Here is a 24787-nt window from a genome sequence, read left to right as displayed (position 1 = left end):
CGGGGTCCATGGGCCGGGCCGGCCCTGCGGATCGCACAGCACCACATTGGCGCCCAGCGCGTCATGGCCCTCGCGGAACACGGTCGCGGACACCTCGAACGTCTCCCCGACGACCGCCTTCGCCGGGCGCCTGCCGCACTCCACGGCCGGCCGGACGTCGCATATCGGGACCCTGCCTATGGCCCCAGTCGCACTCATGGGTCTCACCTCCGCCGTGCGCGAAGCCGGGCCCGGGGCCCGGCCGTGGATCCGTGGTCGGGGAACCTTCAGCGCCCCGCCGCCCTGGAACGCGGCTTCACGGGGGCGCCCGCCGGATCCCGCCCCCGGCGGCCCGCACGGTTGCCCCGCTCCCGCGGGCGGCCGCCTCGGCCGCCGCGCGGACAGCGTTCGGCGGCTTCCGCGGTCTCCCGCGCGCAGCGCCTGCCCATGAGTACGCACAGGGTGTAGCCCGCGTCCTCGAACGTGGCCCGTACCGCGAGGTCGGACGGGGCCGCGAGCATCGCGCGTTCCCCCGCCCGGTACCGTCGCAACTGCCTGGCCACCTCGGCCTTCGCGGGTATCAGCATGGCCCTGTTCACCCTCCACGTTCTCGACCGGACGCGTCTCCCGACGATCGGGTGGACTCCGGGCATGAAGCGGCACGGATCCGTTACGGCGATCGAGGCATTTCACCCATGGTGCACGCATGAGCACGCAGCGTCTTGTTGGTCCTTCAACCACCTTGGGTGGTCTCGTGTTGCACGAATGGCGTAGTGCCGCCACTGTGGATCTGACTCAGAAGCGACCAGCGCTCGACGCTCCGTGATCGGGGCCCATGCCCGTGGGGGGCGATGACGAGCGGGAGTTTCGCCGGTGAGGAGCAAGCGACGATGAAGACCGCAGTGCCCTGCTACTACCACCTCGACGTGGAAGTCAGCCCCGAGCGGGTGGGACAGGTCAGCCGCATCCTGGCCGCCCACCTTCGCTACTGGGACCTGGAGAACCTCGTGGTCCCCGTCCGCAGCGGCGCGGAACTGCTGCTGCAAGCCATCGACGAACATGCCGCGGACAAGCACGCGTCGATCGAGATGTGGTGGAACGGCCAGCACCTCATCACCGCCGTCGGTGACGACGACCGTGAGCTGCGCCCCGACCAGGATCTGCGGGCCTGCCTGGCCCGCATCGCGGCGATGAGCGACGGCTGGGGGTGCTGTGCGTCGGAGACCGGCAGCAAGATCATCTGGTTCTCGCAGCGGGCCCGTGCGGGCGAACGCGTCCCCCTGGTCCCGACGCCCCCGGCGCCCAGCCTGCGCCAGATGCGCCGGGTGCCGCGCGACATGCCGGTCGCCGCACTGGCGGCCCCGGCGGGCGCACCGATGGCCGCCCTGGAGGGCGCCCGGTGACGGCACCGAAGTCCCGGTCAGGGGTGCCCGTGTGGAGCGGGCACCCCTACCCGTTGGGTGCCGCCTTCGACGGGCAGGGCACCAACTTCGCCCTGTTCAGCGAGGTCGCCGAACGCGTCGACCTCGTCCTGGTGGACGACGCGGGCACCGAGACCCCCGTCCCGCTGACGGAGGTCGACGGGTTCGTGTGGCACGGCCATGTGCCCGGGATCGGGCCGGGCCGCCGCTACGGCTACCGCGTGCACGGCCCCTGGGACCCCGGCCTCGGCCACCGGTGCAACCCGGCGAAGCTGCTCCTCGACCCCTACGCGCGTGCCGTCGACGGACAGATCGACAACCATGCCTCGCTCTACGAGCGGGCCCCCTTCGGCCCCGCCCCGGCCGACAGCGCGGGGCACTCCATGCTGGGCGTGGTGACCGACCCGTACTTCGACTGGGGCGACGACCGCCCGCCCCGGCGGCCGTACGCCGAGACCGTCGTCTACGAGGCACACGTACGCGGACTGACGCGCACCCACCCCGATGTCCCGGAGCGGCTGCGCGGCACCTACGCCGCGCTCGCCCACCCGTCGGTCGTCGCGCACCTGACCTCGCTCGGCGTGACCGCCATCGAGTTGATGCCGGTGCACCAGTTCGTGCAGGACGGCGTGCTCCAGGACCGCGGGCTGTCCAACTACTGGGGCTACAACACGATCGGCTTCTTCGCGCCGCACGGCGCCTACGCCGCGTTCGGCACCCGCGGCCAGCAGGTCAACGAGTTCAAGGCGATGGTCAAGGCGCTGCACGCGGCCGGGCTCGAAGTGATCCTCGACGTGGTCTACAACCACACCGCCGAGGGCAACGAACACGGCCCCACGCTCTCCTTCCGCGGCATCGACAACGCCTCGTACTACCGCCTCGTGGACGGCGACTGGGCGCACTACTACGACACCACCGGCACCGGCAACAGCCTGCTGATGCGGCACCCCTACGTACTCCAGCTGATCATGGACTCGCTGCGCTACTGGGTCACCGAGATGCATGTGGACGGCTTCCGCTTCGACCTTGCGGCGACCCTGGCCCGGCAGTTCCACGAGGTGGACCGGCTGTCGGCGTTCTTCGACCTGATCCAGCAGGACCCGGTGATCAGCCGGGTCAAGCTCATCGCCGAACCCTGGGACGTGGGGGAGGGCGGCTACCAGGTCGGCAACTTCCCGCCGCTGTGGTCGGAGTGGAACGGCAAGTACCGGGACGCCGTACGGGACTTCTGGCGGGCGGAACCGGGCTCGCTCGGCGAGTTCGCCTCCCGGCTCACCGGCTCCGCGGACCTCTACGCGCACAGCAGGCGCCGGCCCCGGGCCAGCGTCAACTTCGTCACCGCGCACGACGGTTTCACGCTGCGCGACCTCGTCTCGTACAACGACAAGCACAACGAGGCCAACGGCGAGGGCAACCGGGACGGCGAGAGCGTCAACCGGTCCTGGAACTGCGGGGCCGAGGGGGACACCGACGACCCCGCGGTCCGCGAACTGCGGGCCCGTCAGCAGCGCAACCTCCTGGCGACGCTGCTGCTGTCGCAGGGCATCCCGATGCTGTGCCACGGCGACGAACTCGGCCGCACCCAGCGCGGCAACAACAACGCCTACTGCCAGGACAGCGAGATCTCCTGGATCGACTGGCGGCTGACCGAAGAGCAGCGCACGCTCGCCGACTTCACCCGGTACGTCATCGGCCTGCGCGCCGCCCACCCCGTTCTGCGCCGGCGCCGCTTCTTCCGCGGCGAGACGGCCACCCACGCCGGACAGCCGCTGCCCGACCTGGTGTGGCTGCTGCCCGACGCGGGCGAGATGACCGACCGGGACTGGCAGCGCTCCGACGCGCACTCGGTCGGCGTGTTCCTGAACGGCGACGCCATCGCCGAACGCGACCCCTACGGGCGACGGGTGATCGACGACTCGTTCCTGCTGCTCCTCAACAGCTACTGGGAACCCGTCGACTTCCGCCTGCCCGACGACACCTACGGCGAACGCTGGACCACCCTGATCGACACCGCCGACCCCGACGGGATCCCGGACGAACGCGAGCGCAAGGCAGGCACCCGGCTGCGCGTCGAGGCCCGCAGCCTGACGCTGCTGTCCCGCCCGTCGCACACCACCACCGCCTGAGCGGCGGTCCGGCGGTGCTCCGCGGGGGGCGCGGGGAACTGCGCGACCAGCCACGGTGTTGCCCGCGCCCGGGATGCTGTGCCTGGCCCTCGTGGCGGACCGTTCGGGCTGGTGCCCGTGTTGGGTTCTGTCCGTCGAGCGTGGCTGCTGGTGTGGGTGTTGGGCCGGGCGGGAGTCCACGGGGGTCTGGCGGTGCTCCGCAGGGGGCGCGGGGAACTGCGCGACCAGCCACCGTGCTGCCCGCAGCCGGGATGCCGCGCCCGGCCTTCGCGGCGGACCGCTGGCGGCAGCCTTCCGTGCGGGCACGTTCCCCGCGAAAGCGGACCGCTCAGGTCACCGCTCAGGTCACCGTCCGCGCCGCGAGGTCACCGTGAACTGCGCGCCGTCCGGGTCGCGCAGAACGGCCTCGGCGGCGTCCTCCCGCAGCACGCTGCCGCCGTGCTTCTCCGCGGCCCGGCCGCACGTCGTCACATCGGTCACGAAGAAGTGGATCTGCCAGTGCGGCCGGACCGTCGGATCGGGCGCGGCCTCCACCGCACCCGAGTCGATGCGTGCCACGACGGCACCCTGGCTGCGCAGCACGACCTCGCCGCCCTCGTACTCGACCTCGCAGCAGCCGGTGATGTCCGAGGCCCAGTCGAGGATCTCGCCGTAGAAGAGGGCCGAGTCGAAGGCGTTGCGCGTGTGCAGCCGGATGAAGGTCGGCGCCGCGCGCCGCCACGACTCCCAGTTGGAGATCAGCTGGCCCTCCCAGATCCCGAAGGTCGCGCCGTCCCGGTCGGCGAGCAGGGCCGCCCGGCCGGGCGGGAACGACAGCGGTCCGACCGCGGCCGTACCGCCGCGCTCCCGGGCCCGGCTGACGGCCAGGTCCGCGTCCCGCACCGCGAAATACGGCGTCCACGCCACCGCCATCTGCCACATGGCGGCGACCGCGGCGATCCCGGCGACCGGCACCCCGTTCGCCAGCGCGATCCGGAAGTGGTCGCCGAGCCGGATGCTGCGCCACCGCCAGCCCAGCACCGCCGAGTAGAAGTCCGCCGTGGCCTGGAGGTCACGGCTGGTGAGACTCACCCAGCACGGTGCGCCGAAGACGGAGTGCGTGGAGATGACGTCCTGCTTCCTCGTTCCGCCGGAAAGGGGTGTGTCATGGTTCATCACAGTCGCGTCCTGATCTCGGAGACCGGCGGCCACCGGTCTGTCACCAGTGTCCAACCGGAACCCCCTCCCGTGCCTGTCGAGCGGCCCGGTGGCAGGGGGCCGGGCGAGTGACGACGATGGATGAATGGGTGACGGCGACCCGGACCGGGTCTTCGAGCTTCAGGAAGAAGTCCACCAGCTGAAGGAAGCGGTCATCTCCCATGCCGTCGTGGACCAGGCCATCGGCATGGTGGTCGCGCTCGGCCGACTGAGTCCTGACCAGGGGTGGGCGGTGCTGAAGGAGGTCTCGCAGCACACGAACATCAAACTGCGCAACGTCGCCGAGCTGATCCTCATCTGGGGGCGTACGGGAAACATGCCCCCCGAGATCGGCGCCGAACTGGAGGACGCGCTCGACCGGTACGGGCCGACACAGCTGCCGGGCACGCCCGCAGAGTAGTCCTGGAGTAGTCCCGGCCCGTCCCGCGGCTCAGCCCGGCTCGGCGAGCAGCTCCTCGCGCAGCCGGTCGCAGCAGCCGCTGATCAGCCGGGAGACGTGCATCTGCGAGATGCCGAGCTGGCTGGCTATCCGGCTCTGCGTCATACCGCGGAAGAACCGCAGGTAGAGGATGGTGCGCTCGCGCTCCGGCAGCGCCTCAAGACAGGGCCGCACGGCCGCCCGGTCGACGACGAGGTCGAATCCCGGATCCGGCGCGCCGAGGGTGTCCCCGAGGGAGTGCCCGTCGGAGCCGGGCGTCTCCGCGTCCAGGGACAGCGCCGCGAAACACTCCAGGGCCTCCAGACCGGTACGTACCTCCGCCTCCGTCAGCCGTGTGTGCTCGGCGATCTCGGCGACGGTGGGCATCCGGCCGGCCGTGGCCGAGGCCAGCTCCTTGACGGCGCCGCGGACCCGGTTGCGCAGGTCCTGGACCCGGCGCGGCACATGCAGGGTCCACATGTGGTCGCGGAAGTGGCGTTTGATCTCGCCGGTGACGGTCGGCACCGCGTATGCCTCGAAGGCCCGGCCGCGCGCCGGATCGTAGTGGTCGACGGCCTTGACCAGGCCCAGCGCCGCCACCTGGTAGAGATCCTCCAGGGCCTCTCCCCGGCCGCGGAAGCGCACGGCGATCCGTTCGGCCATGGGCAGCCAGATCCGCACCAGTTCGTCGCGCAGCGCTCGGCGCTGTGGGCCCTCGGACAGTGCCGCGAGCCGTTCGAACGCCGCGGCCGTGTCGGGGGCGTCGTTGTGCGGATGGGGCTTCGCCCTGGTGGTGGTACCCATCATGGGTGCGCACCTCCCTCAGCGTGTGCCGGATGGACGGACAGCGTGGGGGACGCGCGCTCGGACCGTTCGGGAGGGTGCCGGGGCGGCCGGAGAGCCGGGTCCCCCACGGACGTGCCTCCTGTCCGAAGCACTGCCCTGCGGATTCCCGCGACCCGTCATATCGAAACAAATCCATCTAAAGCGCGATGTCAAGAGGGTCCCTCTTGACTGGTCCTTTGACTTCCCGTGAAGGAGTTATCTCTGTAACAGAGGTAATCTTTCGGAGTGGAAACGGATCGTCGGGAAGCGGAGTGTGCACAGGCCACACAGGTCGATCGTGCGCAGGTCGATCGCGCGGCGGCGGAGACCTTCTCCGAGGAACTGGCCGACGCCCTGGTCGGGATCCAGCGGCTGATCCGCCGCCGACTGCGCAGCGGGATGACCGGCCCCCTGCTGCGCGGCGCAGAGGTGGAGCTGCTCCGCCTGGTCCAGACCCGGCCGGGTATCGGCATCAAGGAGGCCGCCCGGGAACTGCACCTGGCCGGCAACTCCGTGTCGACCCTGGTCAACCAGCTCGCCAGGGACGGCTATCTGGTCCGCGAGACCGACCCGGCCGACCGGCGCGCCGCGCGCCTGCTGCTCACCGAGGCGGCCAACAAGCGGCTGCACGACTGGCAGCGGCGCCGGGCCGCCCTGGTCGACCGGCAGATGTCCCGGCTGACCGAGGCGGAACGCGGCGCCCTGCGCGCGGCGCTCCCGGCGCTGCACAGCCTGGCCGTCACCCTGCGCGAGGAGGCCGAGGAATCATGACGCGCGACACCACCGCGGGCCCGGCCGAGGCCGTCACCTGCACCGCCCTCGCCTACACCTTCGGCGAGACGAGGGCGGTGGACGGGCTCGACCTGTCCGTGCGGGAGGGCGAGGTCTTCGGACTGCTCGGCCCCAACGGCGCCGGAAAGACCACGGCGATCCGCTGCATGACCACGCTGCTGCCCGTCCCCGCAGGCCCGGTCCGCGTCTTCGGCCACGACCCCGCCGTCGAGCGCATGGCGGTGCGCCGCCTGCTCGGCTACGTCCCACAGCAGCTGTCCGCCGACGCCGGCCTCACCGGCCGGGAGAACGTCGCCCTGTTCGCCCGGGTCTTCGACATACCCCGCCGGGAACGCGCCGACCGGGTCGCCCAGGCCCTGGCCGCCGTCGGCCTCACGGACGCCGCAGACCGGCTGGCGAGCACCTACTCCGGCGGCATGGTCCGCCGACTGGAGCTGGCCCAGGCCCTGGTCAGCGCGCCCCGGCTGCTGATCCTCGACGAGCCGACGATCGGCCTCGACCCGATCGCCCGCACCGGCGTCTGGGACCACATCAACGCCGTCCGCGCGGTCACCGGCATGACCGTCCTGGTCACCACCCACTACATGGACGAGGCCGACCAGTACTGCGACCGCATCGGCCTCATGCACCGCGGCCGTATCCAGGCCCTCGGCACCCCGGCCCAACTGCGGCAGGGGCTCGCCGACCGCCGCCGGGCCGAGGGCGCTCCGGCCACGGACCGGCAGCCCACGCTGGAGGACGTCTTCCGCGACGTCGCGGGCAGCGGTCTCGACGACCAGTCAGGAGGTTTCCGCGATGTCCGAAGCACCCGCCGCACCGCACACCGCGTCGGCTGACCGCGCCCCGGACACCGGCACGGCCCTGCTGCTGCGTCCGCCCGAGCCACGGGCCGGCTGGCGGGTGCTGCCCACCCGGGTGGTCGCGATGTGCGCCGTCGAACTGCAGAAGCTGCGCCACGACCGCACCGAGCTGTACACCAGGGCGGTCCAGCCCGCACTGTGGCTGCTGATCTTCGGCCAGACCTTCACCCGGATCCGGGCGATACCCACCGGCGGCATTCCCTACATCGACTACCTGGCGCCCGGCATCATCGCCCAGTCCGCGATGTTCATCGCCATCTTCTACGGCATCCAGATCATCTGGGAACGCGACGCCGGCATCCTGAACAAGCTGTTGGTCACCCCGACCCCGCGCTCCGCGCTCATCACCGGCAAGGCGTTCGCGTCCGGTGTGAAGTCACTGATCCAGGCCGTCGTCGTCATCGTCATCGCCGCGCTGCTCGGGGTCGCGCTCACCTGGAACCCGCTGAAACTGCTCGGCGTGGCGCTGACCGTGGTCCTCGCCTCCGCCTTCTTCTCCTGCCTGTCGATGACCATCGCGGGCATCGTGCTCAGCCGCGACCGTCTGATGGGCTTCGGGCAAGCGATCACCATGCCGCTGTTCTTCGGCTCCAACGCCCTCTACCCGGTGTCCGTCATGCCCGGCTGGCTCCAGGCGGTCAGCAAGGCGAACCCGCTGACCTTCGAGGTCGACGCCCTGCGCGGCCTGCTTCTCGGCACCCCGGCGCATCCGGCGCTCGACTTCGGGGTGCTGGCCGTCGCCGCCGTCCTCGGCATCGCCGCGGCCTCGTCCCTGCTCGGCCGACTGGCCCGCTGATCTTGCCGCGGACGTGATGTGCGGCACGCGCGGCGGACCGCCCCGATGCCCGCCAGGCGGATTCCCGCTGCGCAACGCTTGATCAGCGATCAAAGCGGGCGAATCACCTGGCCACCGTGCAATCCGCTCATTTGACAGTGCGCTGAGCGCACGGATAGACAGCAGCTCTCCGAGGTCGAGAGGGGCGCTGTGTACGAGCCGAACGTGGTCGGGGACTGGCAGGAGTACGACGAACATGCCGGTCTACGGGTCCGCGTCCACCGTCTGGAGATGGGGGAGCCGCCGCGTGGACGCGACGACGCCGCCGACGGGCTGACGTACTTCAGCGTCCGGGTGACCGTCGAGAACCGTGGCGCGCGGCACTGCTCCGTGCAGCTGGAGGACGGCCAGATCGACGTCCGGGTCGGCCCCGACGGGGAGGGCGCGTTCATCGACTGGCGCAACTCCCAGTTCATCGAGGGCTTCGACGTCTACCCGCTGCGCCGGGTCACCGCCGTGCTGTACGCGGCCGGTGCCGAGGCGTCCCTGGCACAGGTGGACGTCCAGGTGCAACTGCGCGTCGACGAGGAGTGGACCGGCCGTCGGCTGTGGGCGGGCGGCATCGGGCTGGCGGAGGGTTCCCTCGCGGCGGCCCCGGCGAGCGCCGGGCAGGGTGGCCTGGCCCATCAGGTGAGCGCGTTCCTGCGGGACCAGCCGGAGCCGGGCACGGCCTGAGCGCCCCCTGGGCGTTCAGTGCGGGATGCCGTCGATGATCTCGCGGGCGCCCTGTCGCAGCAGGGACACCGCCACCGAGGTGCCGAGCGTGGCGGGGTCGAGCCGGCCGGCCCATTCGTGGGCGTTCAGCCGGGTCTTGCCGTCGGGGGTGAACACACAGGCCCGCAGGGACAGTTCGCCGCTGCGGTCGACGCGTGCGTAGCCCGCGATCGGGCTGTTGCAGTGACCCTGGAGGACATGCAGGAACATACGTTCCGCCGCCGCCTCGCGATGGGTTTCCGGGTCGCCGAGCCCGCTGACGGCGTCGATCAGGTCGGCGTCGTCCTCGCGGCACTGCAGGGCGAGGATGCCCGCGCCGATCGGCGGCATCATCGTCTCCGGTGACAGCACCTCGCTGATCATGTCGGGCCGCCCGATCCGCTCCAGCCCGGAGACCGCCAGCAGCAGCGCGTCCGCCTCGCCCGCGGCCAGCTTCGCCAGTCGCCGATTGGCGTTGCCGCGGAACGGCACGCACTCCAGGCGCGGGTGGGTGGCGGCCAGTTGGGCGACGCGACGCACCGCGGAGGTGCCGACGCGGGAGCCCGCCGGGAGTTCGTCCAGGGTCAGACCGCCCGGGTGGATGAGTGCGTCACGGATGTCGTCGCGTTTCAGGAAGGCGGCGAACACCGTGCCCGCGGGCAGCGGCCGGTCGGCGGGTACATCCTTCACACAGTGCACCGCGAGATCGGCCCGGCCGGCCAGCAGAGCGGCGTCCACCTCCTTGGTGAACGCGCCCTTGCCCTCGACCTGGGAGAGGTCGCCAAGCCATTTGTCCCCGGTCGTCTTCACCGGCACGACCTCGGTGCGCACCCGCGGGTACAGCGCCGTCAGCTCGGCACGGACGCGTGCCACCTGGGCGAGCGCCATGGGCGAATCACGGGAGACGATACGGACGAGTTCCGGGACGGCCATGGAGACACGATAGACCCTCATCACCCCACCCGACCGACCCGTTGCCCACAGACCGGCGGACTTCCCCCCCCGCCCGGCGGACCCGGTGATCACGGCGGCTCGGACAGCCGCCTTTCGGCTGACCCTGCACCAGCACGCGGTCCCTGTCGCCGACGGCGCGTCCGCATCCACCGGGTGACCGTCGGCCCCGCGGACGTCCAACGCTCGTGCGGCGTCGGCGCGATGCCCGTCCGCTCAACTTGTCGCGCAGCCCCGCCGGGTGGCCGTGTCGGCCGACCAGCGGCGGGTACTGCCCGGTGCCCTGCCCTGTGGTTCTCCGGCGGCTCGTCGTCGGAGTCGGCCGACCGGCCGGAAGCAGTGGGTGCTGATGCTGATGCCGTCCTTGCGGCGGCCGAGGTGCCGGCGAGCGCCTGGTCCTTCTTGACGTACAGGCCGTACAGGCCGGGCACCAGCCGTTGTTGCACGTGCGGCGCCAGTACGAGTAGCTGTTGGTGTTGGGTGGAGCCCGCCCGACACATGGCTCCCGGCACTACCGTCACACGGCGTCGTCGGGCAGGTCGGCGGCCGACTCCTCGGGCGTGAGGTCCGGCCGCAGCCGATACCAGGACGGCTGGCGCAGCAGCCCCGCCCGGGTACGGGTGCGGTAGCCGACCTCGCCGACCAGCCGGGGCAGCACCCAACGGGCCCCGGCGATCCGCGGGACCGGGTCGAAGGGGCACACACCGGTCTCGGCGGCCCGCAGCAGCGCGGCCAGCTCCGCCCGCTCGGCCTCGTTCCAGCCGGTGCCCACCCCGCCGACGTACCGCAGTCGGCCGGCCGCGCGCTGGCCGACGAGCACCGCGCCGGGCAGGCCGGTGAGCCGCCCCTTGCCCGGCAGCCAGCCGCCGACGACGACGTCCGCGGTGCGCATGTTGCGGATCTTGATCCAGGCGCGGGAGCGCACACCCGGTTCGTACCGCGAGTCCAGCCGCTTGCACACCAGCCCCTCCAGACCGTGCTCGCGGGTGGCCCGCAGCGCCTCGGCGCCGTGCCCGACCACGGCGGCCGGGGTGGACCAGTGGGGACCGTCGAGCCCCAGTTCCTCCAGCCGCGTCCGGCGCCGCGCGTACGGCAGCGCGAGCAGCGGGCGGCCGAGGTGTGGCACGTCGAACAGCACGAGGTGGACGGGGACCCGGGCCGCCCGGCGCGCCGCCCGGTCCGGGGCGTGCGCCAGGCCCATACGGCTCTGCAGCAACTGGAAGTCGGCGCGTCCGTGGTCGTCCAGGGCCAGCACCTCTCCGTCCAGGATCGCGGGCGTGGCGCCGAGCGCGGCGCCCAGCGGGCGCAGTTCGGGGTAGGCGCCGGTGATGTCCTCGCCCGAGCGGGCGCGCAGCAGCACGCTGCCGTCGCCGGGCAGATAGGCCATGACGCGCTGGCCGTCCTGCTTCGTCTCGTAGGCCCACCGGGTGTCCAGGGCGGCGGGCGGCAGCGTGCCGGGGGTGGCGAGCATCGGCGGGATCGTCGCAAGGGTCGCGGTCACGGCAGAAGGTGTCGACCACACCCGGCGCGCTCACGCGCCTTTCCCCGCCGGTTCCCCTGAACGGGCCCGTTCCGGCGGACCGTGCGCGGCGACACCCGGTGACCCCGACTGGCCTGCCGCCGAGACGAGTTGGGCACCCCCGAAGCCCCGTCGGCCTCGGGCGACGACCCGCGGTCGCCGACCGGCCACGCGAACCGTTCGCGGAGCGCGACGACTTCGGGGGTGATGCCGACGCGACTTCGTCGCGGTCTTGGCCCGGCGAGCCCGCCCGGCGCTCAGCCCGGCAGTCGGCAACGGTCCCCGGCCGGGCCCTCGGCCCGGGAGTTGGCAACGGTCCCCGGCCCGGCAGTCGGCCCGGCGCTCGGCCGGGGGCGGCACGCGGCGGGAGCCGTTCACCACCGGCTGACCGCTCGCCACCGGCTGACCGCTCACCGCCGTGCCATGGGGTCCGCGCCCTCGCCGGACTCGTCGGCGTCCAGGCCCGTGCAGGCCCGTCTGCCGTCCACCTCCGCGCACGCCTCCACGCCCCGGGCCGAGGGCACCGCGAGCATCGGACTGGTGTACCCGGCGGAGTCCGCGGCCGAATAGGTCGCCGACAGCAGGTCCTGGCCGGCCCGCACGGACACCTCCCGGGCCCGCGCCGAGCGCACCCGCACCTCCGACCAGGCGGTGCCGCAGGCGGGCGAGTAGCGCAGCCGTACGTCGTACCCGGTGTCCGAGACGGCGCTTTCGGTCCGCGCGTCCCGCGCGCACGCCGACGCGTCCGGCAGGGCGCCCCGGCACGACGCGGCCTGGCAGCGGGGGGACGCCATGACGTTCTGCGCCTCCTGCGGCCCGGGTCGGCCGGACACCGCGAAGGCGGCGGCCGCCGCGACGGCCACGGTCAGCAGCGCGAGCACCGACAGCGGCGGCCGCGGCAACCGCGGCCGTGCCGGGCGGAGCCGGCTGGCCGCCGATGGTGCCTGCGAGGACGACGGCGGGCCGTCGGCGGCCTCCCACAGGGCCACGACCGGGCCGGGGTCGGCGTGGGCGAGCCGGGCGAGTGCCTCGACGGCCGAGCGCGGCGGGCGCTGAAGGCCGGTCAGATACCGGTGCCAGGCGGACTTGCTGTACGGGGTGCGGGCGGCCAGCGCCGCCAGGCTCAGTCCCGTACGGTCCTTCAGAGCGCGCAGCCGCACCGCCAGCGGCTCGTCGGGTGAAGGGGGTCCGGGGGGTGGCGGCTGCCGCATGGTGCGTTCCTCGACTCCTTTTCCGCTATGGGCACTTCGCCCCTGATGTCGCAATGGCTTCCCGGCCGGGACGCGACCCAACCGGGGTGCGGCAGGAGATGGGTGAGGTGGCGACAGATCGAAGGCCCGTGCGGGAACGCGAGGTTCCCGAACGGGCCTTCGGTGGTCAGGGGGTGCGGCGGGCCGGGGTCGTCAGCACCAGGGCACGGCGGTGCCGACCCGTACGTAGTGCGCGGAGACATAGCCCGTGTGGTGGGCCAGCCGGTACCAGGTCCGGGTGCCGAGCACCCGCGAACCGTGCTTCTTGCAGGTGATCGTCACGAGCCGGTTGGTGTGCCGGTGGCCGACCACGCGGTAACCGGTGCCCGGGCCGGAACGGACGTTCAGCCGGGCATGGCGGGTGGCCACCCGTCCCGTGGTGACCAGGCCGTGCCGGTACGCGGCCTGCCGGGCGACGTGGTGCGCCCGGTGCGTGGTGCGGTGCGTGTGGTGTGTAGTGCGGTGCACGCGGTGCGTGGTCCGGTGCAGGTGGTGCCGCCGGTGCGTGGCGCGATGCCTCACCGGGGCGTGCCGCGCGGCGGCGGGCGGCTGTGACGGGAGGGCGGCCTCGGCGACGGTGGCCGGCGCGGGGAGCGGTGCGGCCTCGCCCGTATCGGCGGCCGAGGCCGCCGTGGGCAGGAGCGCGAGCACCGCGACCGCCGCCAGCAGGCCGCTCTTCACGGTCCGTCGGATCATGGAAACCTCCGGGCTGTCGACTCTCGTGACCACGAGCCGTGATCACGACAGCCAGCGTTTCCGTGACGATCGGACGGAATGCCGTTCCCGCGTCCCGCGGGACGCCCGGGACGTGCCCGGGACGGACCGCCCGTCGGTGGCGGGACGGCCGGGGCTCGTGCGGACCTGGCGAATTAATTGAGTTACGCAACGATATGGTAGTGTGGCGCGCATGTCCACAGAACCGCTGTCCGGCGCTCCCGCCGCCTCCGCGGAGGTCGTAGAGATCGAGCGCGCGCTCTCGCGCATCACGTACCTGAGCACCCGGGCCCGGCAGCACGACCGGCTGATGGCGCTGGCCGGGGTTCCGCTGGACCGCGCCGCGGTGGCGCTGCTGCGGCGGATGGTGGACACCGAGCCGCTGCGACCGGGGGAGCTGGCCCAGCGGCTCGGCGTCGAGGCGTCCCATGTGACGCGCACGGTGCAGCAACTCGAGAAGTCCGGCTATGTCAGCCGCGTCCCCGACCCGGACGACCGCCGGGCCCAGCGGATCGAGCTGACCGACGCCGGCCGGGAGGCCGTCGGCCGGGTCCGGGACGCCGGGGTCCGGGGCATGCAGATCGCCCTCGCCGACTGGACACCCGAGGAGCTGCGACAGCTGGCCACCCTCTTCCACCGCATGGTCGACGACTTCCTCGCGTACGCCGCGGAGGGTGAGCCCGCCGAGGGCAGCGGCACCTCGCAGGCCCCGGCCTGACGCGCCGCCACCCCGGCGTGCCCGGTCCCGGCCCCGAAGAGCACACCGCGGCGGCCGTCCGAACCGCTCGCCCATGGGCCCGTAACGCCGGGACCAGCCCCAGGGCCCGTGGCGCTGGGACCGGCCCCGTCACCCGCGCCTGTGGCAAGAGCCGCACCGTCCGGGCCCGATACGACGGATAGGGTCAGCGGTGACCAACTGGACGGGCGGGACGGGGACATGACGACGGACAGGGGCACGGGGCGGCGGGCGGAGCCGGTGGCCGGGGTCGAGGTGCGACCGGTCGCCGGGCACATCGGAGCCGAGATCACGGGCGTCGACCTGGCCGGCGACCTCGACGCCGCGGTGGTCGCCCTGATCCGGGAGGCGGTGCTGCGCCGGAAGGTGGTGTTCTTCCGCAGCCAGCACCTGGACCACGCCGACCATGTCGCGTTCGCGCGCCGCTTCGGCGAGCCCGTTGTCCTTGGGCGGCGCGGCAGCGCCTCGCCCCCGGACCACCCGGCGGTGGAGACCACCGCCGACCGGCTGGAGCTGGGCGGCCGGTTCGGCATGGAGCACGAGGAGTGGCTGGAACGGCGTCGGCACACCCTGCTGCGGGGCTGGCACTGCGACCACGGCGCGCGGATCGACCCGCCCGCCGCGACGATCCTGCGGGCCGAGACCGTCCCGCCGTACGGCGGCGACACCACCTGGTCCAACCTGGCCGCCGCCTACGCCGGGCTGTCCGCTCCGGTGCGTGCCTTCGTCGACACCCTGCGCGCCGAGCACCGGCTCGGCGTCGGCTACCAGTCCCGCCCGAAGGACGACGCCTATCTACGCCATCTGCTGGACCATCAGGTGGCCTCCGTGCACCCACTGGTGCGGGTGCACCCGGAGACGGGCGAGCGGGTGCTGTACGTCAACGGCTACTACGTCGAACGGATCGTGGACGTCTCCCGGCCGGAGAGCGCGGCGCTGCTGGAGCTGCTGCTGGCCCAGGCGGTCCGACCCGAGTACACGGTCCGCTTCCGCTGGGAGCCGGGCAGCGTGGCCTTCTGGGACAACCGGGCCACCATCCATCTCGCGCCGTCGGACAACACCCACCTGGACTTCCCGCGGACCATGCACCGGGTCATGCTGGCCGGTGAGGTGCCGGTGGGCGTGGACGGCAGGCCGTCCGAGCCGGTCACCGGCACCGAACCCGGCCGCTGGTGAGTCAGGCGGTGGCCGGCCGGCCGAGCGCCGGGCCCAGCAGGGTCGCCATGTCGGTGAGGATCTGCACATAGTCCTCGTGTTCGAAGCTGAACGGCAGCGCGAACGCCACCTCGTCGACCTCACGGAACGCGGCGTGCGCGTGCAGCCGTTCGGCGATCTCGGCCGAGCTGCCCACCAGGTCGGGTGCGAACAGCAGTCGCGCCGGACCCTGCGGGGAGGCCGTGCGGGGCAGGCGCCGCGCCGCGTACTCGGCGTACTTCGCGCGCTGCCCGGGCGTCGCGGAGTCGGTGGGGATCACCACCAGGCCCTGGGAGACACGGGCCGCGTCGCCGTCGGGGTGGTGGGCGCGGAACTCCCGGATGTGGGACAGCTGGATCTCGGCGAAGTCCCGGCTCTCCTCGGGATCCTCGGCCTTGACGACGCTGCTCGTCAGGAAGTTCATCCCGTGCTCGCCCGCCCAGCGCGCCGAGCGCAGGCTGCCCCCGCCGTACCAGAGGCGGTTGCCGAGCCCGGGGGAGTGCGGCTGCACCACCTCCGAGAACACTTCGAACCCCTCGACCCCGCCGAAGCCGGTGGCGGGCTTGCCGCGCACGAAGTCCAGCAGCCGACGCACCCGTTCGTACCCAAAGTCCTCGGCGTGCGCCGTGTCCGGGTACAGGGCGTCCTTCACCTGGTCGTAGTGCATCGGCGGGCCCACGCTCACCCCTGGGTTGAGGCGGCCGCCGGACAGGACGTCGACGGTCGCCAGGTCCTCGGCGAGGCGCAGCGGATTCTCCCAGCCCAGCGGGATGACCGCGGTGCCCAGCTCGATCCGGCTGGTGCGCTGCGAGGCGGCCGCCAGCACGGCGACCGGGGACGAGATGCCGTACTGCAGATGACGGTGGCGTACCCAGGCGCTGTCGAAGCCCAGCCGCTCGCCCAGCTCGATGATCTCCAGCGTGGACTCGTGGCCCCGGCCCGGATCGGCCGCGTCGAACAGGCCGATCGTGAGGAAGCCCAGCTTGCGCAGCGGGCGGGGAGTGGGCGGCACGGGCTCCTCCGGCGGTCGTACGTCAGTTCCGTGCCGATTGTGGCAGGCGAACATTGCGGGCGTGTGATCGGTGCGGCGCGACGGTGACCTCGTTCCCGACCGGCGGGTCGAGTTCCTGAGGGCGGTCGCCGGGCCGACGACCCGCAGGGTGCCGCCGGTGCGTGCCCGGCCGCACCCCGGGGCGGGCGCTCTGCCGCCGGGGCCGGCCGCGCAAGGGCAGGGGTGTCCCGCGTGCGCCGTTGACCTGCGGGACCCGCGGATAGGGAAAACCCTCGAATGACCGCGCCGTAGTGACATGGACCAGTCAAAGCTGGAATTCTCTCCTCACCCCCCACACAGGGCCCGCACGTCCCGTTCACGGGCACGGTCCCGCACAGCTCAGCTCTTCCCGGACAGCACATCCCGTCTGCCCGGTCTGTCACCGGCCGCGTCCCGGCGGCCGCAGCAGGAGGAGTACGAGTGAGACCCCTTCCCCACAGACGGACCACGGTCGGAGCCGCGCTGGTCGCCGCCGCCGCGTTCCTCGCCGTCGGCATCCAGGCCGTCCCGGCGGGCGCCCGGCCCGCCGCACCCCAGCCCAGCCCGCTGCGCACCGGCGGCCTGGAGGCCAGGCTCACCCCGTCCCAGCACCACGCGCTGATCAAGGACGCCCAGCAGAAGACCGGCCCGACGGCCCGCTCCCTCGGCCTCGGCGCCCAGGAGAAGCTGGTCGTCAAGGACGTCGTCAAGGACAACGACGGCACCCTGCACACCCGTTACCAGCGCACCTACGACGGCCTCCCCGTGCTCGGCGGCGACCTCGTCGTGCACACCCCGCCGGCCTCCCTGGCCGTCGGCACGGTGAACACCACCTTCAACACCGAGCGCACCATCGAGGTGGCCTCCACGACCGCGGCCTTCACCAAATCGGCCGCCGAGACCAAGGCGCTCAAGGCCGCCCGCGCCCTCGACGCACGACAGCCCACCACCGACGGCGCCCGCAAGGTGATCTGGGCCGGCAGCGGCACGCCCAGGCTCGCCTGGGAGACGGTGGTCGGCGGCCTCCAGGACGACGGAACCCCCAACGAGCTGCACGTCATCACCGACGCCGGCACCGGCCGGGAACTCCACCGGTACCAGGCGATCAGGACGGGCACCGGGAACACCCAGTACAGCGGCACCGTCACGCTGGGCACCACGCTGTCGGGTTCGACCTACCAGCTGTACGACACCACCCGCGGCGGTCACAAGACCTACAGCCTCAACAACGGCACCTCGGGCACCGGCGCCCTGATGACCGACGCCGACGACGTCTGGGGCACCGGGGCCGGGTCCCACACCCAGACCGCCGGCGCCGACGCCGCCTACGGCGCCCAGGAGACCTGGGACTTCTACAAGAACACCTTCGGCCGCAGCGGCATCAGGAACGACGGCGTGGCCGCCTACTCCCGCGTCCACTACAGCACGAACTACGTCAACGCCTTCTGGGACGACAGCTGCTTCTGCATGACCTACGGCGACGGCTCCGGCGGCACCCACGCGCTGACCTCGCTGGACGTGGCCGGCCACGAGATGAGCCACGGCGTCACCTCCAACACCGCGGGCCTCGAATACTCGGGTGAGTCCGGCGGGTTGAACGAGGCGACCTCCGACATCTTCGGCACCGGCGTGGAGTTCTACGCCGACAACGCCTCCGACGTCGGCGACTACCTCATCGGCGAGAAGATCGACATCAACGGTGACGGCACCCCGCTGCGCTACATGGACAAGCCCAGCAAGGACGGGGCGTCCAAGGACAACTGGTACTCGGGCATCGGCAGCCTGGACGTGCACTACTCCTCGGGCCCGGCCAACCACATGTTCTACCTGCTCTCCGAAGGCAGCGGCAGCAAGACCATCAACGGCGTCACGTACAACAGCCCGACCGCCGACGGCGTGGCCGTCACCGGCATCGGCCGGGCCGCGGCCCTGCAGATCTGGTACAAGGCGCTCACCACGTACATGACGTCGAGCACCGACTACGCCGGGGCCCGCACCGCCGCCCTCGACGCGGCCGCCGCCCTGTACGGCACGACCTCCACCCAGTACGCCGGGGTGGGCAACGCCTTCGCCGGCATCGGCGTGGGCGGTCACATCACCCCGCCCGGCAACGGGGTCACGGTGACCGACCCGGGCAACCAGACGTCCACCGTGGGCACCGCCGTGAACCTCCCGATATCGGCGAGCAGCACCAACGGCGGATCCCTGTCCTACGCCGCGACCGGACTGCCGGCCGGCCTGTCGGTCAACAGCTCGACCGGCCTGATCTCCGGCACGCCCACCACCGCAGGGACCTCCAGCACCACCGTCACGGTGACCGACTCCACGGGCGCGAAGGGCACCGCCGCCTTCACCTGGACGGTGACCTCCAGCGGCGGCGGCTGCGCCTCGGCCCAGCTGCTCGGCAACCCGGGCTTCGAGTCGGGCAACACCACCTGGACCGCGTCCAGCGGCGTGATCACCAACGCCGGCGGTCAGGCCGCGCGCACCGGCTCGTACAAGGCGTGGCTGAACGGCTACGGCAGCACGCACACCGACACGCTGTCCCAGTCGGTGACCATCCCGGCGGGCTGCAAGGCGACGTTCACCTTCTACCTGCACATCGACACCGCGGAGACCACCACCAGCACCCAGTACGACAAGCTGACGGTGACCGCCGGTTCGACGACCCTGGCGACCTACTCGAACCTCAACGCCGCCTCCGGCTACGGCCAGAAGACCTTCGACCTGTCCTCCTTCGCGGGCTCGACGGTCACCCTGAAGTTCTCCGGAGTGGAGGACTCCTTGTACCGGACCAGCTTCGTGGTGGACGACACCGCTGTCACGACCGGCTGACGCACCCCCCTCGGTGCCCCGCACGCGGAACCGCTCCGCGTGCGGGGCGCCGCCCGCGTCAACCGAGCGGATCCAGCGTGAGGTACGCCTGCTGCGGGGCGCCGTCGTGCACCAGCGATTCCTGGTTGCCGACGTCGTCGAAGGCGAACGCGTACGCCTTGCCGTCGGCCATCCGCCCGTGGACGATCCGGGCGTAGTGGTTCGTCACCCCGTCCTGGTAGAAGCCGGCCGGGTCGTGGTCGGGCTGATCGGCGTTGCTCAGCAGCGTGGACCGGTTGAATCCCGCGCACAGCGTGCGGGAGATCGGGCCGCGCACCGCGTCGTTGGGCGCGTCCAGCAGCTTGTGGCAGCCGAACACGCTGTCCGCATCCGGCTTCTGAAAGCTTGTCACCACCGTGCCGGAGCCGTCGGTGAAGTTCATGACGCCGCCCGAGACCCGGCCGTAGTACTTGGTGTGCGGCTGGTCGGCGAACGGCGTGACCGTGAGCGTCGACGTGGCGTACTTGTCCCAGACCCGGCCCACGTAGTCGTCCAGGACGGACGCGGGAAGCGCACCGGTCTCCAGGCCGTGCCCCGGCGAGAGCGCCCGCAGCACCGTGCCGTCCGAGCGGGTCTGGACCAGCCCGCCCCAGCCGCCCGGCTGACCGCGCAGCGCGTCGAACGCCCCTTTGTAGCTCCCCGGCTTGAGGTGCCCGGTGGTGGCCACGCTCCCGTCCGCGCGCCGCACGCCGACCGCGTACGGCACGGAGAACATGTCGACCTGGGGGCTGTTGAGCCACAGCCCCGCGTCGTCGAGCGTGTATTCGGACCAGTTGAAGAGGATGTCCCGGTTGGGGTCGCCGGGATTCTGCACGGCCGGCTGCACGACACCGCCGGTGGTCAGCTTGAACACCAGCTTCTGGCCGTAGGAGAAGTAGATCCGGCCGGAGAACCTGGGGATCCGGATCGTCATCGACTGCCCTGCGGCGGGGCCGGGAATCGCCGCGTCCGGGGCGGGAGTCGGCGGGTCGCCGCCCGCGGGCCAGGCGTGGAACGTGCCGTTCGCGTCGGCCCAGCCCTGCTGTCCCGTGGCGAGCCGGGTGCCGAGGTCGTAGAGGTACACCGGGTCGGTACGCCCGGAGTTGTTGGTCACCGTCAGGGCGATCGTGTCCGGCACCGCGGCGTCGGCGCGGTCTGGTGCGCCGAGCGCGAGCAGCCCGCCGACCAGGGCGGTCGCGGCCACCAGGGACAGCGCGGGGCGCGTGCGTGGTACGAGCACTCTCCACCTCCGTGTGGGGTCGGGGCTTGGTCCGTACCTTTCTGAGTGCGCTCGCAGCGTTGCGTCAGGACGCGTGCATGTCAATGTGGTGGGCGAAGTCCGTGGCCGCCCGCGGTGTCACGGGCACCCACGGCGCGGTTCAGAAGGTGCGCTCCAGCAGGTCGAGCAGCGCGGCCCAGTGCCGCTCGTCCGCCTCCCGGTCGTAGGCCGGGGTGTCGGCCTGCGTGTACCCGTGGTGGGCGCCCGGGTAGACCTCGCACCGGTGCCGTACGCCCGCGGCGGTCAGCGCGTCCTCCAGCAGCCGGATCTGCTCCGGGGGCAGTGAGGAGTCCTGGTCGGCGTGGCCGAAGTACGCCTCGCCGGTGATACGTTCGGCGACCAGGTGCGGGCTGTCGGGGTCCTCGGTGGCGAGCCGCCCGCCGTGGAACCCGGCGACCGCCGCGACCCGGTCCGGATAAGTGCCCGCGGTGAGCAGGGCCAGCCGGGCGCCCATGCAGTAGCCGATCACCGCGACCGGGCCGTCGGCCACCAGCGGGCTGTCGGCGAGGAAGCGCAGATAGGCGCCCGCGTCCCGCATCGCGAGTTCGGGCGTGAGCGACTGCATGATCGGGCCGATCCGCTGCCAGATGGCCGGGTCCTGGGCCGGGTCGATGAACTCGGGCAACTCGACGACGGGCGCGGGTCCATGCCGGTAGAAGACATGGGGCAGCAGGACCGTGTGGCCGGCCGCGGCCAGCCGCTCGGCCATCGACCGCAGATGCGGGCGCGGCCCGAACGCGTCCTGGTAGAACAGGACGGCCGGACGGGGACGCCCGTCACGGGGATGGACCAGATAGGCGTCGGCGATGCCGTCCTCGGTCGCGATGTCCACGGTCGTTCCCTGTACGGCGGTCATGGCGGGGGACCTCCCAGCGGGGGCGTCGGGGAGCGGGGCGCCCCTCGGCGGTACGTGTCCGAGCCATGCTGTCACGCGGGATCCGCGCCCGCGCAGCGGGTTCGGACCGGCGGACCGGGTGCTCCTCCGGGCTCCTCCGAAGCTCATTCGAAGCGGGTCGCATCGCCCGCTCCGCGCCGCACCACCTCGGCCTCGCCGCCGGAGAAGTCGACGACGGTGGTCGGTTCGGTGCCGCAGTCCCCGGAGTCGACCACCGCGTCCACCACGTGGTCGAGCCGGTCCTTGATCTCCCAGCCCTGGGTCAGCGGCTCGTCCTCGTCGGGCAGCAGCAGCGTGCTGGACAGCAGCGGTTCGCCGAGTTCGGCCAGCAGCGCCTGGGTGACCACGTGGTCCGGGATGCGCACGCCGACGGTCTTCTTCTTGGGGTGCAGCAGCTTGCGCGGCACCTCCCTGGTCGCCGGGAGGATGAAGGTGTAGCTGCCGGGCGTGGCGGCCTTCACCGCGCGGAACACGTCGTTGTCGACGCGGACGAACTGGCCGAGCTGCGCGAAGTCCCGGCACATCAGGGTGAAGTGGTGCCGGTCGTCGAGGCGGCGGATCGAACGGATCCGGTCCATGCCGTCACGACTGCCGAGCCGGCACCCCAGGGCGTAGCAGGAGTCGGTGGGATACGCGATGAGGGCACCCGAGCGCACGGCGTCGGCGATCTGGGCAATGCCGCGCGGCTGCGGATTCTCGGGGTGCACGTCGAAGTACTTCGCCATCCGCCGAGCTTATGCCGTCACACGGACGGCCGCCGCGCGGACGGGAGGCCGACGCGGTGTATGAGCGGTCGGTTCGTGTCGTGTGGGCGGGGGGTGTGGGGATGTGCGGTGGGGGTGTTGTGCCGGGTGGTCGGGGTGTGGGTGTGCTTTGTGCGGCCGGGAGGTCCGGCGGGGGCGCCGGTGCTCGGCGGTGTGTGCGGGGAGCCGCGTGGGTGGGGGGCTGAGTCGGCGTGTGAGCGGTCGGTTCGTGTCGTGTGGGTGAGAGTGGGTGAGCGCGCGGTCGGGGTGTGGGTCTGTGCGGACGTGAGGTGCGGCGGGGGTGTGGGCGGGGAGTGGTGGTGTGCGGAAGGCGTTTCATGAACGCCCGTACACGGCCCGTCTCATGAACGCCCGTACACAGCCGTGTCGGTGACCGGCGTGCTGTGCCTGCTGGGCGCGGGGTTTGCCACGATCGGGCTGCGCCGCGGGGCTGCGCCCGAGGCGGACCGTACCCGCGGACGGCCCGCGTTCACAGGCATGACCCGCGCCCGTCGGGGAAGCCGAAGGACAAGCCGCTCGGGCCCCTCCCCCCCCCGGGCCCCGAGTCGGCTCCCTCCGTCGGCGGTCCGTTCCCCGGGACCGCCGACGGAGACCGACGTCGGCCGGTGGGCGGCGGGCGGCCGCCGGAATCCGGGCCGTGCGTCGGGTAGCGTCCCTCTCCACAGACCGAGGTCGACGGCATGGACGGGGAGAAGCGCGAGATGGCCGGCCTGGCGGACGAGGGCCCGCACACACTGAGGACGCACGGCGAGGACGCCGCCTGGGCCGGGGAACTCCTCGACCAGCTGCGGTCCACCGGACGAGATCTGGGCCGCGTCGTCGACTGGCTCGCGCGGAACGTGGACGGCACCGTCTGCGTACGCGACGACGCCGGAGCGGTACTCGCGGGCGACCCGGTGCCGCTCGCCGCCCCGCTGGTCGCGGACGTGCTGAGCGGCCGGATCTCGTCCGCCGCGGTGGCGGACGACGGGCGGCACGTCCGCCTGGTCGCGGTGCGCCACCGCGGACCGTTCCGGGAGTCGACGGCCGTGCTGGCCGTGGCCCGCGCCACCCCGTTCGACCGGCGGAGCGCGGAGATCGTGAACCGCACCGCCCCGATCGTCGAACTCCTGCTGCGCGAACGCGAACTGACCGCCGCCGGGCGGCGGCTCAGACGCGCCACCGCCGACCTGCGGCTGGCGATCCTGCAACTGCTGATGGTGGAGGACACCGTCGCGGCCCGCCGGGTCGCCGCGGGCCTGTGGCCCGGACTGCTCGACACCGACACCGCCAGCGTGTACGTCGTCGAGGGGGCCGCCGAGGAACGGGACCGGCTCATCGACGAGTGCATCGAGGCGACCCGCGGCCGGGCCCTCGTCGTGCGCTGCCCCGCGATGGACCGGCACATCATCGTCCTCAGCCCCGCCGCCGCGGCGGGGGAGTGGCTGCGCCCGCTCGTCGACGACCGCCCCGGCACCTATCTCGGCGGCAGCGTCCGGCAGAGCCTCGCCCGGACCTCCCTCGCCTACGGTCAGGCCATCAGCGCCCTCGCCGTCGCCCATTTCCGCCCCGACCAGGCGGCCGTCTACGCCGAACGCACCCATCCGGAGACCCTGATGGACCCCGGCGCCCTGCGCATCTGGTCCGCCGACGTGCTGCGCCCGCTCGACACCCTGCCCCACCACACCCGGGCCGAACTGCTCGCCACCACCCGGCTGGGCCTGGAGTACACCGCGGTCAGCGCGGCGAAGGTGCTCGGCGTCAGCCGCAATACCGTCCGCGCCCGGATGGACCGCGTCGAGACGCTGCTGGACACCGACTTCTCCGACCTCGCCGTCCGCGCCACCGTCCACCTCGCGCTGAACACCCAGGCGGGCTGTGCCGTGCCCAGCACACCGGGCGTGTCCGCCGGGACGCCCGCCGTCCGGCTCGGCGGACTGCTCGCCGGGACCGCGATCCGCGCCTGGGCCCATGACCTCCTCGGCCGGCTGACCCACGACGGACGGGACCTGCGCGGCACCCTGCGTGCCTGGATCGGCTCCGGCGGAAACGCCGAACGGGCCGCCCAGGACCTCGGTGTGCACGCCCAGACCGTGCGCGAGCACGTCCGCAGCGCGGAACCCGTCCTGGAACGCCAACTCCTCGCCTCGGGCAGCGACCTGTACGAGGTCGTCCTGGCCCACCTGGTGGTCGGCGATCTCGCCGAGCCCGTTCTACGCCGTACGAAACAGGGCCAATCGGACTCGGCTGTGCACGGGTGAGTCCTCGCGGCGCCGCAGCGGGCACCGGCGCGATACCCCACGGCCTATCGCGCACGTAGGTTCGAACTCGGTGGGGGCCCGACCGGAACGGGGGACCGGTCGCGCCCCCACGGTCCGCTCCACTCCCTGCGGTCGGCCCGGGCGACGGCGCGCAAGACCCGCCGCTCTGCGGGCGTAACGCCGGAAGTCCCGCACGTGGCACGCCAGTTGAGCCGA

23 protein-coding genes and 1 pseudogene are annotated in these 24787 nt (G+C 72.6%); 11 read left to right on the top strand and 13 right to left on the bottom strand.

Annotated features, from left to right (window positions below):
• Together ACWEKM_RS28325 and ACWEKM_RS28320 are read right to left on the bottom strand one after the other, a co-directional pair.
• Positions 1 to 198 (bottom strand): maltotransferase domain-containing protein (locus tag ACWEKM_RS28325; protein ID WP_451624071.1); only part of this gene is annotated, 198 nt, incomplete at its 3' end.
• Positions 199 to 266: 68 nt separating this feature from the next.
• A complete protein-coding gene (locus ACWEKM_RS28320) occupies positions 267 to 566 on the bottom strand; it encodes a DUF5133 domain-containing protein (protein ID WP_451624070.1) in 300 nt (99 codons plus the stop codon).
• 303 nt (positions 567 to 869) lie between these two features.
• Between ACWEKM_RS28320 and ACWEKM_RS28315 the strand changes: the two genes are divergently transcribed.
• Positions 870 to 1382: a pep a2 gene (locus tag ACWEKM_RS28315; RefSeq protein ID WP_451624069.1), complete on the top strand. Its 513-nt coding sequence runs from the start codon at positions 870 to 872 to the stop codon at positions 1380 to 1382.
• 23 nt (positions 1383 to 1405) lie between these two features.
• Complete coding sequence (gene glgX, locus ACWEKM_RS28310) at positions 1406 to 3526, top strand: glycogen debranching protein GlgX (protein WP_451624077.1); 2121 nt, start codon at positions 1406 to 1408, stop codon at positions 3524 to 3526.
• A gap of 345 nt (positions 3527 to 3871) precedes the next feature.
• Here the strand turns inward: glgX and ACWEKM_RS28305 are convergent, their stop codons facing one another.
• The gene (locus tag ACWEKM_RS28305) at positions 3872 to 4681 is read right to left on the bottom strand and encodes a VOC family protein (protein ID WP_451624068.1); all 810 of its coding nucleotides are present in this window, start codon (positions 4679 to 4681) and stop codon (positions 3872 to 3874) included.
• 127 nt (positions 4682 to 4808) lie between these two features.
• Here ACWEKM_RS28305 and ACWEKM_RS28300 point away from each other — a divergent pair, with 127 nt between their 5' ends.
• Positions 4809 to 5123: an ANTAR domain-containing protein gene (locus ACWEKM_RS28300; protein WP_451624067.1), complete on the top strand. Its 315-nt coding sequence runs from the start codon at positions 4809 to 4811 to the stop codon at positions 5121 to 5123.
• A gap of 30 nt (positions 5124 to 5153) precedes the next feature.
• On the opposite strand, the gene ACWEKM_RS28295 is transcribed toward ACWEKM_RS28300, so the two are convergent.
• Entirely contained in the window at positions 5154 to 5945 is a 792-nt protein-coding gene (locus tag ACWEKM_RS28295) for an RNA polymerase sigma factor SigF (RefSeq protein WP_451624076.1), read from the bottom strand.
• 363 nt (positions 5946 to 6308) lie between these two features.
• Between ACWEKM_RS28295 and ACWEKM_RS28290 the strand changes: the two genes are divergently transcribed.
• The 4 genes from ACWEKM_RS28290 (at position 6309) to ACWEKM_RS28275 (ending at position 9128) form a co-directional block, all read left to right on the top strand.
• Positions 6309 to 6737, top strand: coding sequence for a MarR family winged helix-turn-helix transcriptional regulator (locus ACWEKM_RS28290; protein WP_451624075.1), 429 nt, complete (start codon positions 6309 to 6311; stop codon positions 6735 to 6737).
• On the top strand, positions 6734 to 7594 hold the full coding sequence (locus ACWEKM_RS28285) for an ABC transporter ATP-binding protein (protein ID WP_451624066.1): 861 nt from the start codon (positions 6734 to 6736) through the stop codon (positions 7592 to 7594). The genes ACWEKM_RS28290 and ACWEKM_RS28285 overlap by 4 nt, the downstream gene beginning before the upstream one ends.
• On the top strand, positions 7554 to 8414 hold the full coding sequence (locus ACWEKM_RS28280) for an ABC transporter permease (RefSeq protein ID WP_451624065.1): 861 nt from the start codon (positions 7554 to 7556) through the stop codon (positions 8412 to 8414). The genes ACWEKM_RS28285 and ACWEKM_RS28280 overlap by 41 nt, the downstream gene beginning before the upstream one ends.
• 189 nt (positions 8415 to 8603) lie before the next feature.
• Positions 8604 to 9128 carry a hypothetical protein gene (locus ACWEKM_RS28275; protein ID WP_451624064.1) on the top strand — a complete coding sequence of 175 codons (525 nt, stop codon included), beginning with the start codon at positions 8604 to 8606 and terminating at the stop codon, positions 9126 to 9128.
• 15 nt (positions 9129 to 9143) lie between these two features.
• Here ACWEKM_RS28275 and hemC read toward each other — a convergent pair whose 3' ends face one another.
• The 5 genes and pseudogenes from hemC to ACWEKM_RS28250 form a co-directional block, all read right to left on the bottom strand.
• Positions 9144 to 10079: a hydroxymethylbilane synthase gene (gene hemC, locus ACWEKM_RS28270; RefSeq protein ID WP_451624063.1), complete on the bottom strand. Its 936-nt coding sequence runs from the start codon at positions 10077 to 10079 to the stop codon at positions 9144 to 9146.
• A gap of 232 nt (positions 10080 to 10311) precedes the next feature.
• Positions 10312 to 10575, bottom strand: a pseudogene (locus tag ACWEKM_RS28265) (NPP1 family protein); the annotation flags it as partial.
• Positions 10576 to 10614: 39 nt separating this feature from the next.
• Positions 10615 to 11568, bottom strand: coding sequence for an ATP-dependent DNA ligase (locus tag ACWEKM_RS28260; protein ID WP_451624074.1), 954 nt, complete (start codon positions 11566 to 11568; stop codon positions 10615 to 10617).
• 458 nt (positions 11569 to 12026) lie between these two features.
• The gene (locus tag ACWEKM_RS28255) at positions 12027 to 12827 is read right to left on the bottom strand and encodes a DUF2690 domain-containing protein (protein ID WP_451624062.1); all 801 of its coding nucleotides are present in this window, start codon (positions 12825 to 12827) and stop codon (positions 12027 to 12029) included.
• Between the two features lie 192 nt (positions 12828 to 13019).
• The gene (locus ACWEKM_RS28250; protein WP_451624061.1) at positions 13020 to 13562 is read right to left on the bottom strand and encodes an SH3 domain-containing protein; all 543 of its coding nucleotides are present in this window, start codon (positions 13560 to 13562) and stop codon (positions 13020 to 13022) included.
• Between the two features lie 211 nt (positions 13563 to 13773).
• On the opposite strand from ACWEKM_RS28250, the gene ACWEKM_RS28245 reads away from it, so the two are divergent.
• Together ACWEKM_RS28245 and ACWEKM_RS28240 are read left to right on the top strand one after the other, a co-directional pair.
• Positions 13774 to 14298, top strand: coding sequence for a MarR family winged helix-turn-helix transcriptional regulator (locus tag ACWEKM_RS28245; RefSeq protein ID WP_451624060.1), 525 nt, complete (start codon positions 13774 to 13776; stop codon positions 14296 to 14298).
• Positions 14299 to 14517: 219 nt separating this feature from the next.
• Positions 14518 to 15492 (top strand): TauD/TfdA dioxygenase family protein, encoded by a 975-nt coding sequence (locus ACWEKM_RS28240; protein WP_451624059.1) that lies wholly within the window; start codon positions 14518 to 14520, stop codon positions 15490 to 15492.
• A gap of 1 nt (position 15493) precedes the next feature.
• Here ACWEKM_RS28240 and ACWEKM_RS28235 read toward each other — a convergent pair whose 3' ends face one another.
• Positions 15494 to 16522, bottom strand: a complete 1029-nt coding sequence (locus ACWEKM_RS28235; RefSeq protein ID WP_451624058.1) for an LLM class flavin-dependent oxidoreductase — start codon at positions 16520 to 16522, stop codon at positions 15494 to 15496.
• A gap of 459 nt (positions 16523 to 16981) precedes the next feature.
• Here ACWEKM_RS28235 and ACWEKM_RS28230 point away from each other — a divergent pair, with 459 nt between their 5' ends.
• Positions 16982 to 19375, top strand: coding sequence for a M4 family metallopeptidase (locus ACWEKM_RS28230; RefSeq protein ID WP_451624057.1), 2394 nt, complete (start codon positions 16982 to 16984; stop codon positions 19373 to 19375).
• A 58-nt stretch (positions 19376 to 19433) separates the two neighbouring features.
• On the opposite strand, the gene ACWEKM_RS28225 is transcribed toward ACWEKM_RS28230, so the two are convergent.
• From ACWEKM_RS28225 to ACWEKM_RS28215, 3 genes are all read right to left on the bottom strand, one after another.
• Complete coding sequence (locus ACWEKM_RS28225; RefSeq protein WP_451624056.1) at positions 19434 to 20633, bottom strand: glycoside hydrolase family 64 protein; 1200 nt, start codon at positions 20631 to 20633, stop codon at positions 19434 to 19436.
• Positions 20634 to 20772: 139 nt separating this feature from the next.
• On the bottom strand, positions 20773 to 21528 hold the full coding sequence (locus ACWEKM_RS28220) for a dienelactone hydrolase family protein (RefSeq protein ID WP_451624055.1): 756 nt from the start codon (positions 21526 to 21528) through the stop codon (positions 20773 to 20775).
• Positions 21529 to 21671: 143 nt separating this feature from the next.
• On the bottom strand, positions 21672 to 22292 hold the full coding sequence (locus ACWEKM_RS28215) for an L-threonylcarbamoyladenylate synthase (RefSeq protein ID WP_451624054.1): 621 nt from the start codon (positions 22290 to 22292) through the stop codon (positions 21672 to 21674).
• A 740-nt stretch (positions 22293 to 23032) separates the two neighbouring features.
• Between ACWEKM_RS28215 and ACWEKM_RS28210 the strand changes: the two genes are divergently transcribed.
• A complete protein-coding gene (locus ACWEKM_RS28210) occupies positions 23033 to 24571 on the top strand; it encodes a helix-turn-helix domain-containing protein (protein WP_451624073.1) in 1539 nt (512 codons plus the stop codon).
• The last annotated feature ends 216 nt before the right edge of the window (positions 24572 to 24787 follow it).

The sequence above is a fragment of the Streptomyces sp. NPDC004752 genome (genome assembly GCF_053601275.1).
This window is presented reverse-complemented; position numbering and strand designations above follow the sequence as displayed.

Bases quoted from the DNA above. Each gene is read 5' to 3' on its own strand.
- ACWEKM_RS28320 (WP_451624070.1), bottom strand. From the start codon at position 566: ATGCTGATACCCGCGAAGGCCGAGGTGGCCAGGCAGTTGCGACGGTAC.
- ACWEKM_RS28315 (WP_451624069.1), top strand. From the start codon at position 870: ATGAAGACCGCAGTGCCCTGCTACTACCACCTCGACGTGGAAGTCAGC.
- ACWEKM_RS28305 (WP_451624068.1), bottom strand. From the start codon at position 4,681: ATGAACCATGACACACCCCTTTCCGGCGGAACGAGGAAGCAGGACGTC.
- ACWEKM_RS28300 (WP_451624067.1), top strand. From the start codon at position 4,809: ATGGGTGACGGCGACCCGGACCGGGTCTTCGAGCTTCAGGAAGAAGTC.
- ACWEKM_RS28295 (WP_451624076.1), bottom strand. From the start codon at position 5,945: ATGGGTACCACCACCAGGGCGAAGCCCCATCCGCACAACGACGCCCCC.
- ACWEKM_RS28285 (WP_451624066.1), top strand. From the start codon at position 6,734: ATGACGCGCGACACCACCGCGGGCCCGGCCGAGGCCGTCACCTGCACC.
- ACWEKM_RS28280 (WP_451624065.1), top strand. From the start codon at position 7,554: ATGTCCGAAGCACCCGCCGCACCGCACACCGCGTCGGCTGACCGCGCC.
- hemC (WP_451624063.1), bottom strand. From the start codon at position 10,079: ATGGCCGTCCCGGAACTCGTCCGTATCGTCTCCCGTGATTCGCCCATG.
- ACWEKM_RS28260 (WP_451624074.1), bottom strand. From the start codon at position 11,568: ATGCTCGCCACCCCCGGCACGCTGCCGCCCGCCGCCCTGGACACCCGG.
- ACWEKM_RS28255 (WP_451624062.1), bottom strand. From the start codon at position 12,827: ATGCGGCAGCCGCCACCCCCCGGACCCCCTTCACCCGACGAGCCGCTG.
- ACWEKM_RS28250 (WP_451624061.1), bottom strand. From the start codon at position 13,562: ATGATCCGACGGACCGTGAAGAGCGGCCTGCTGGCGGCGGTCGCGGTG.
- ACWEKM_RS28245 (WP_451624060.1), top strand. From the start codon at position 13,774: ATGTCCACAGAACCGCTGTCCGGCGCTCCCGCCGCCTCCGCGGAGGTC.
- ACWEKM_RS28240 (WP_451624059.1), top strand. From the start codon at position 14,518: ATGACGACGGACAGGGGCACGGGGCGGCGGGCGGAGCCGGTGGCCGGG.
- ACWEKM_RS28220 (WP_451624055.1), bottom strand. From the start codon at position 21,528: ATGACCGCCGTACAGGGAACGACCGTGGACATCGCGACCGAGGACGGC.
- ACWEKM_RS28215 (WP_451624054.1), bottom strand. From the start codon at position 22,292: ATGGCGAAGTACTTCGACGTGCACCCCGAGAATCCGCAGCCGCGCGGC.
- ACWEKM_RS28210 (WP_451624073.1), top strand. From the start codon at position 23,033: ATGGCCGGCCTGGCGGACGAGGGCCCGCACACACTGAGGACGCACGGC.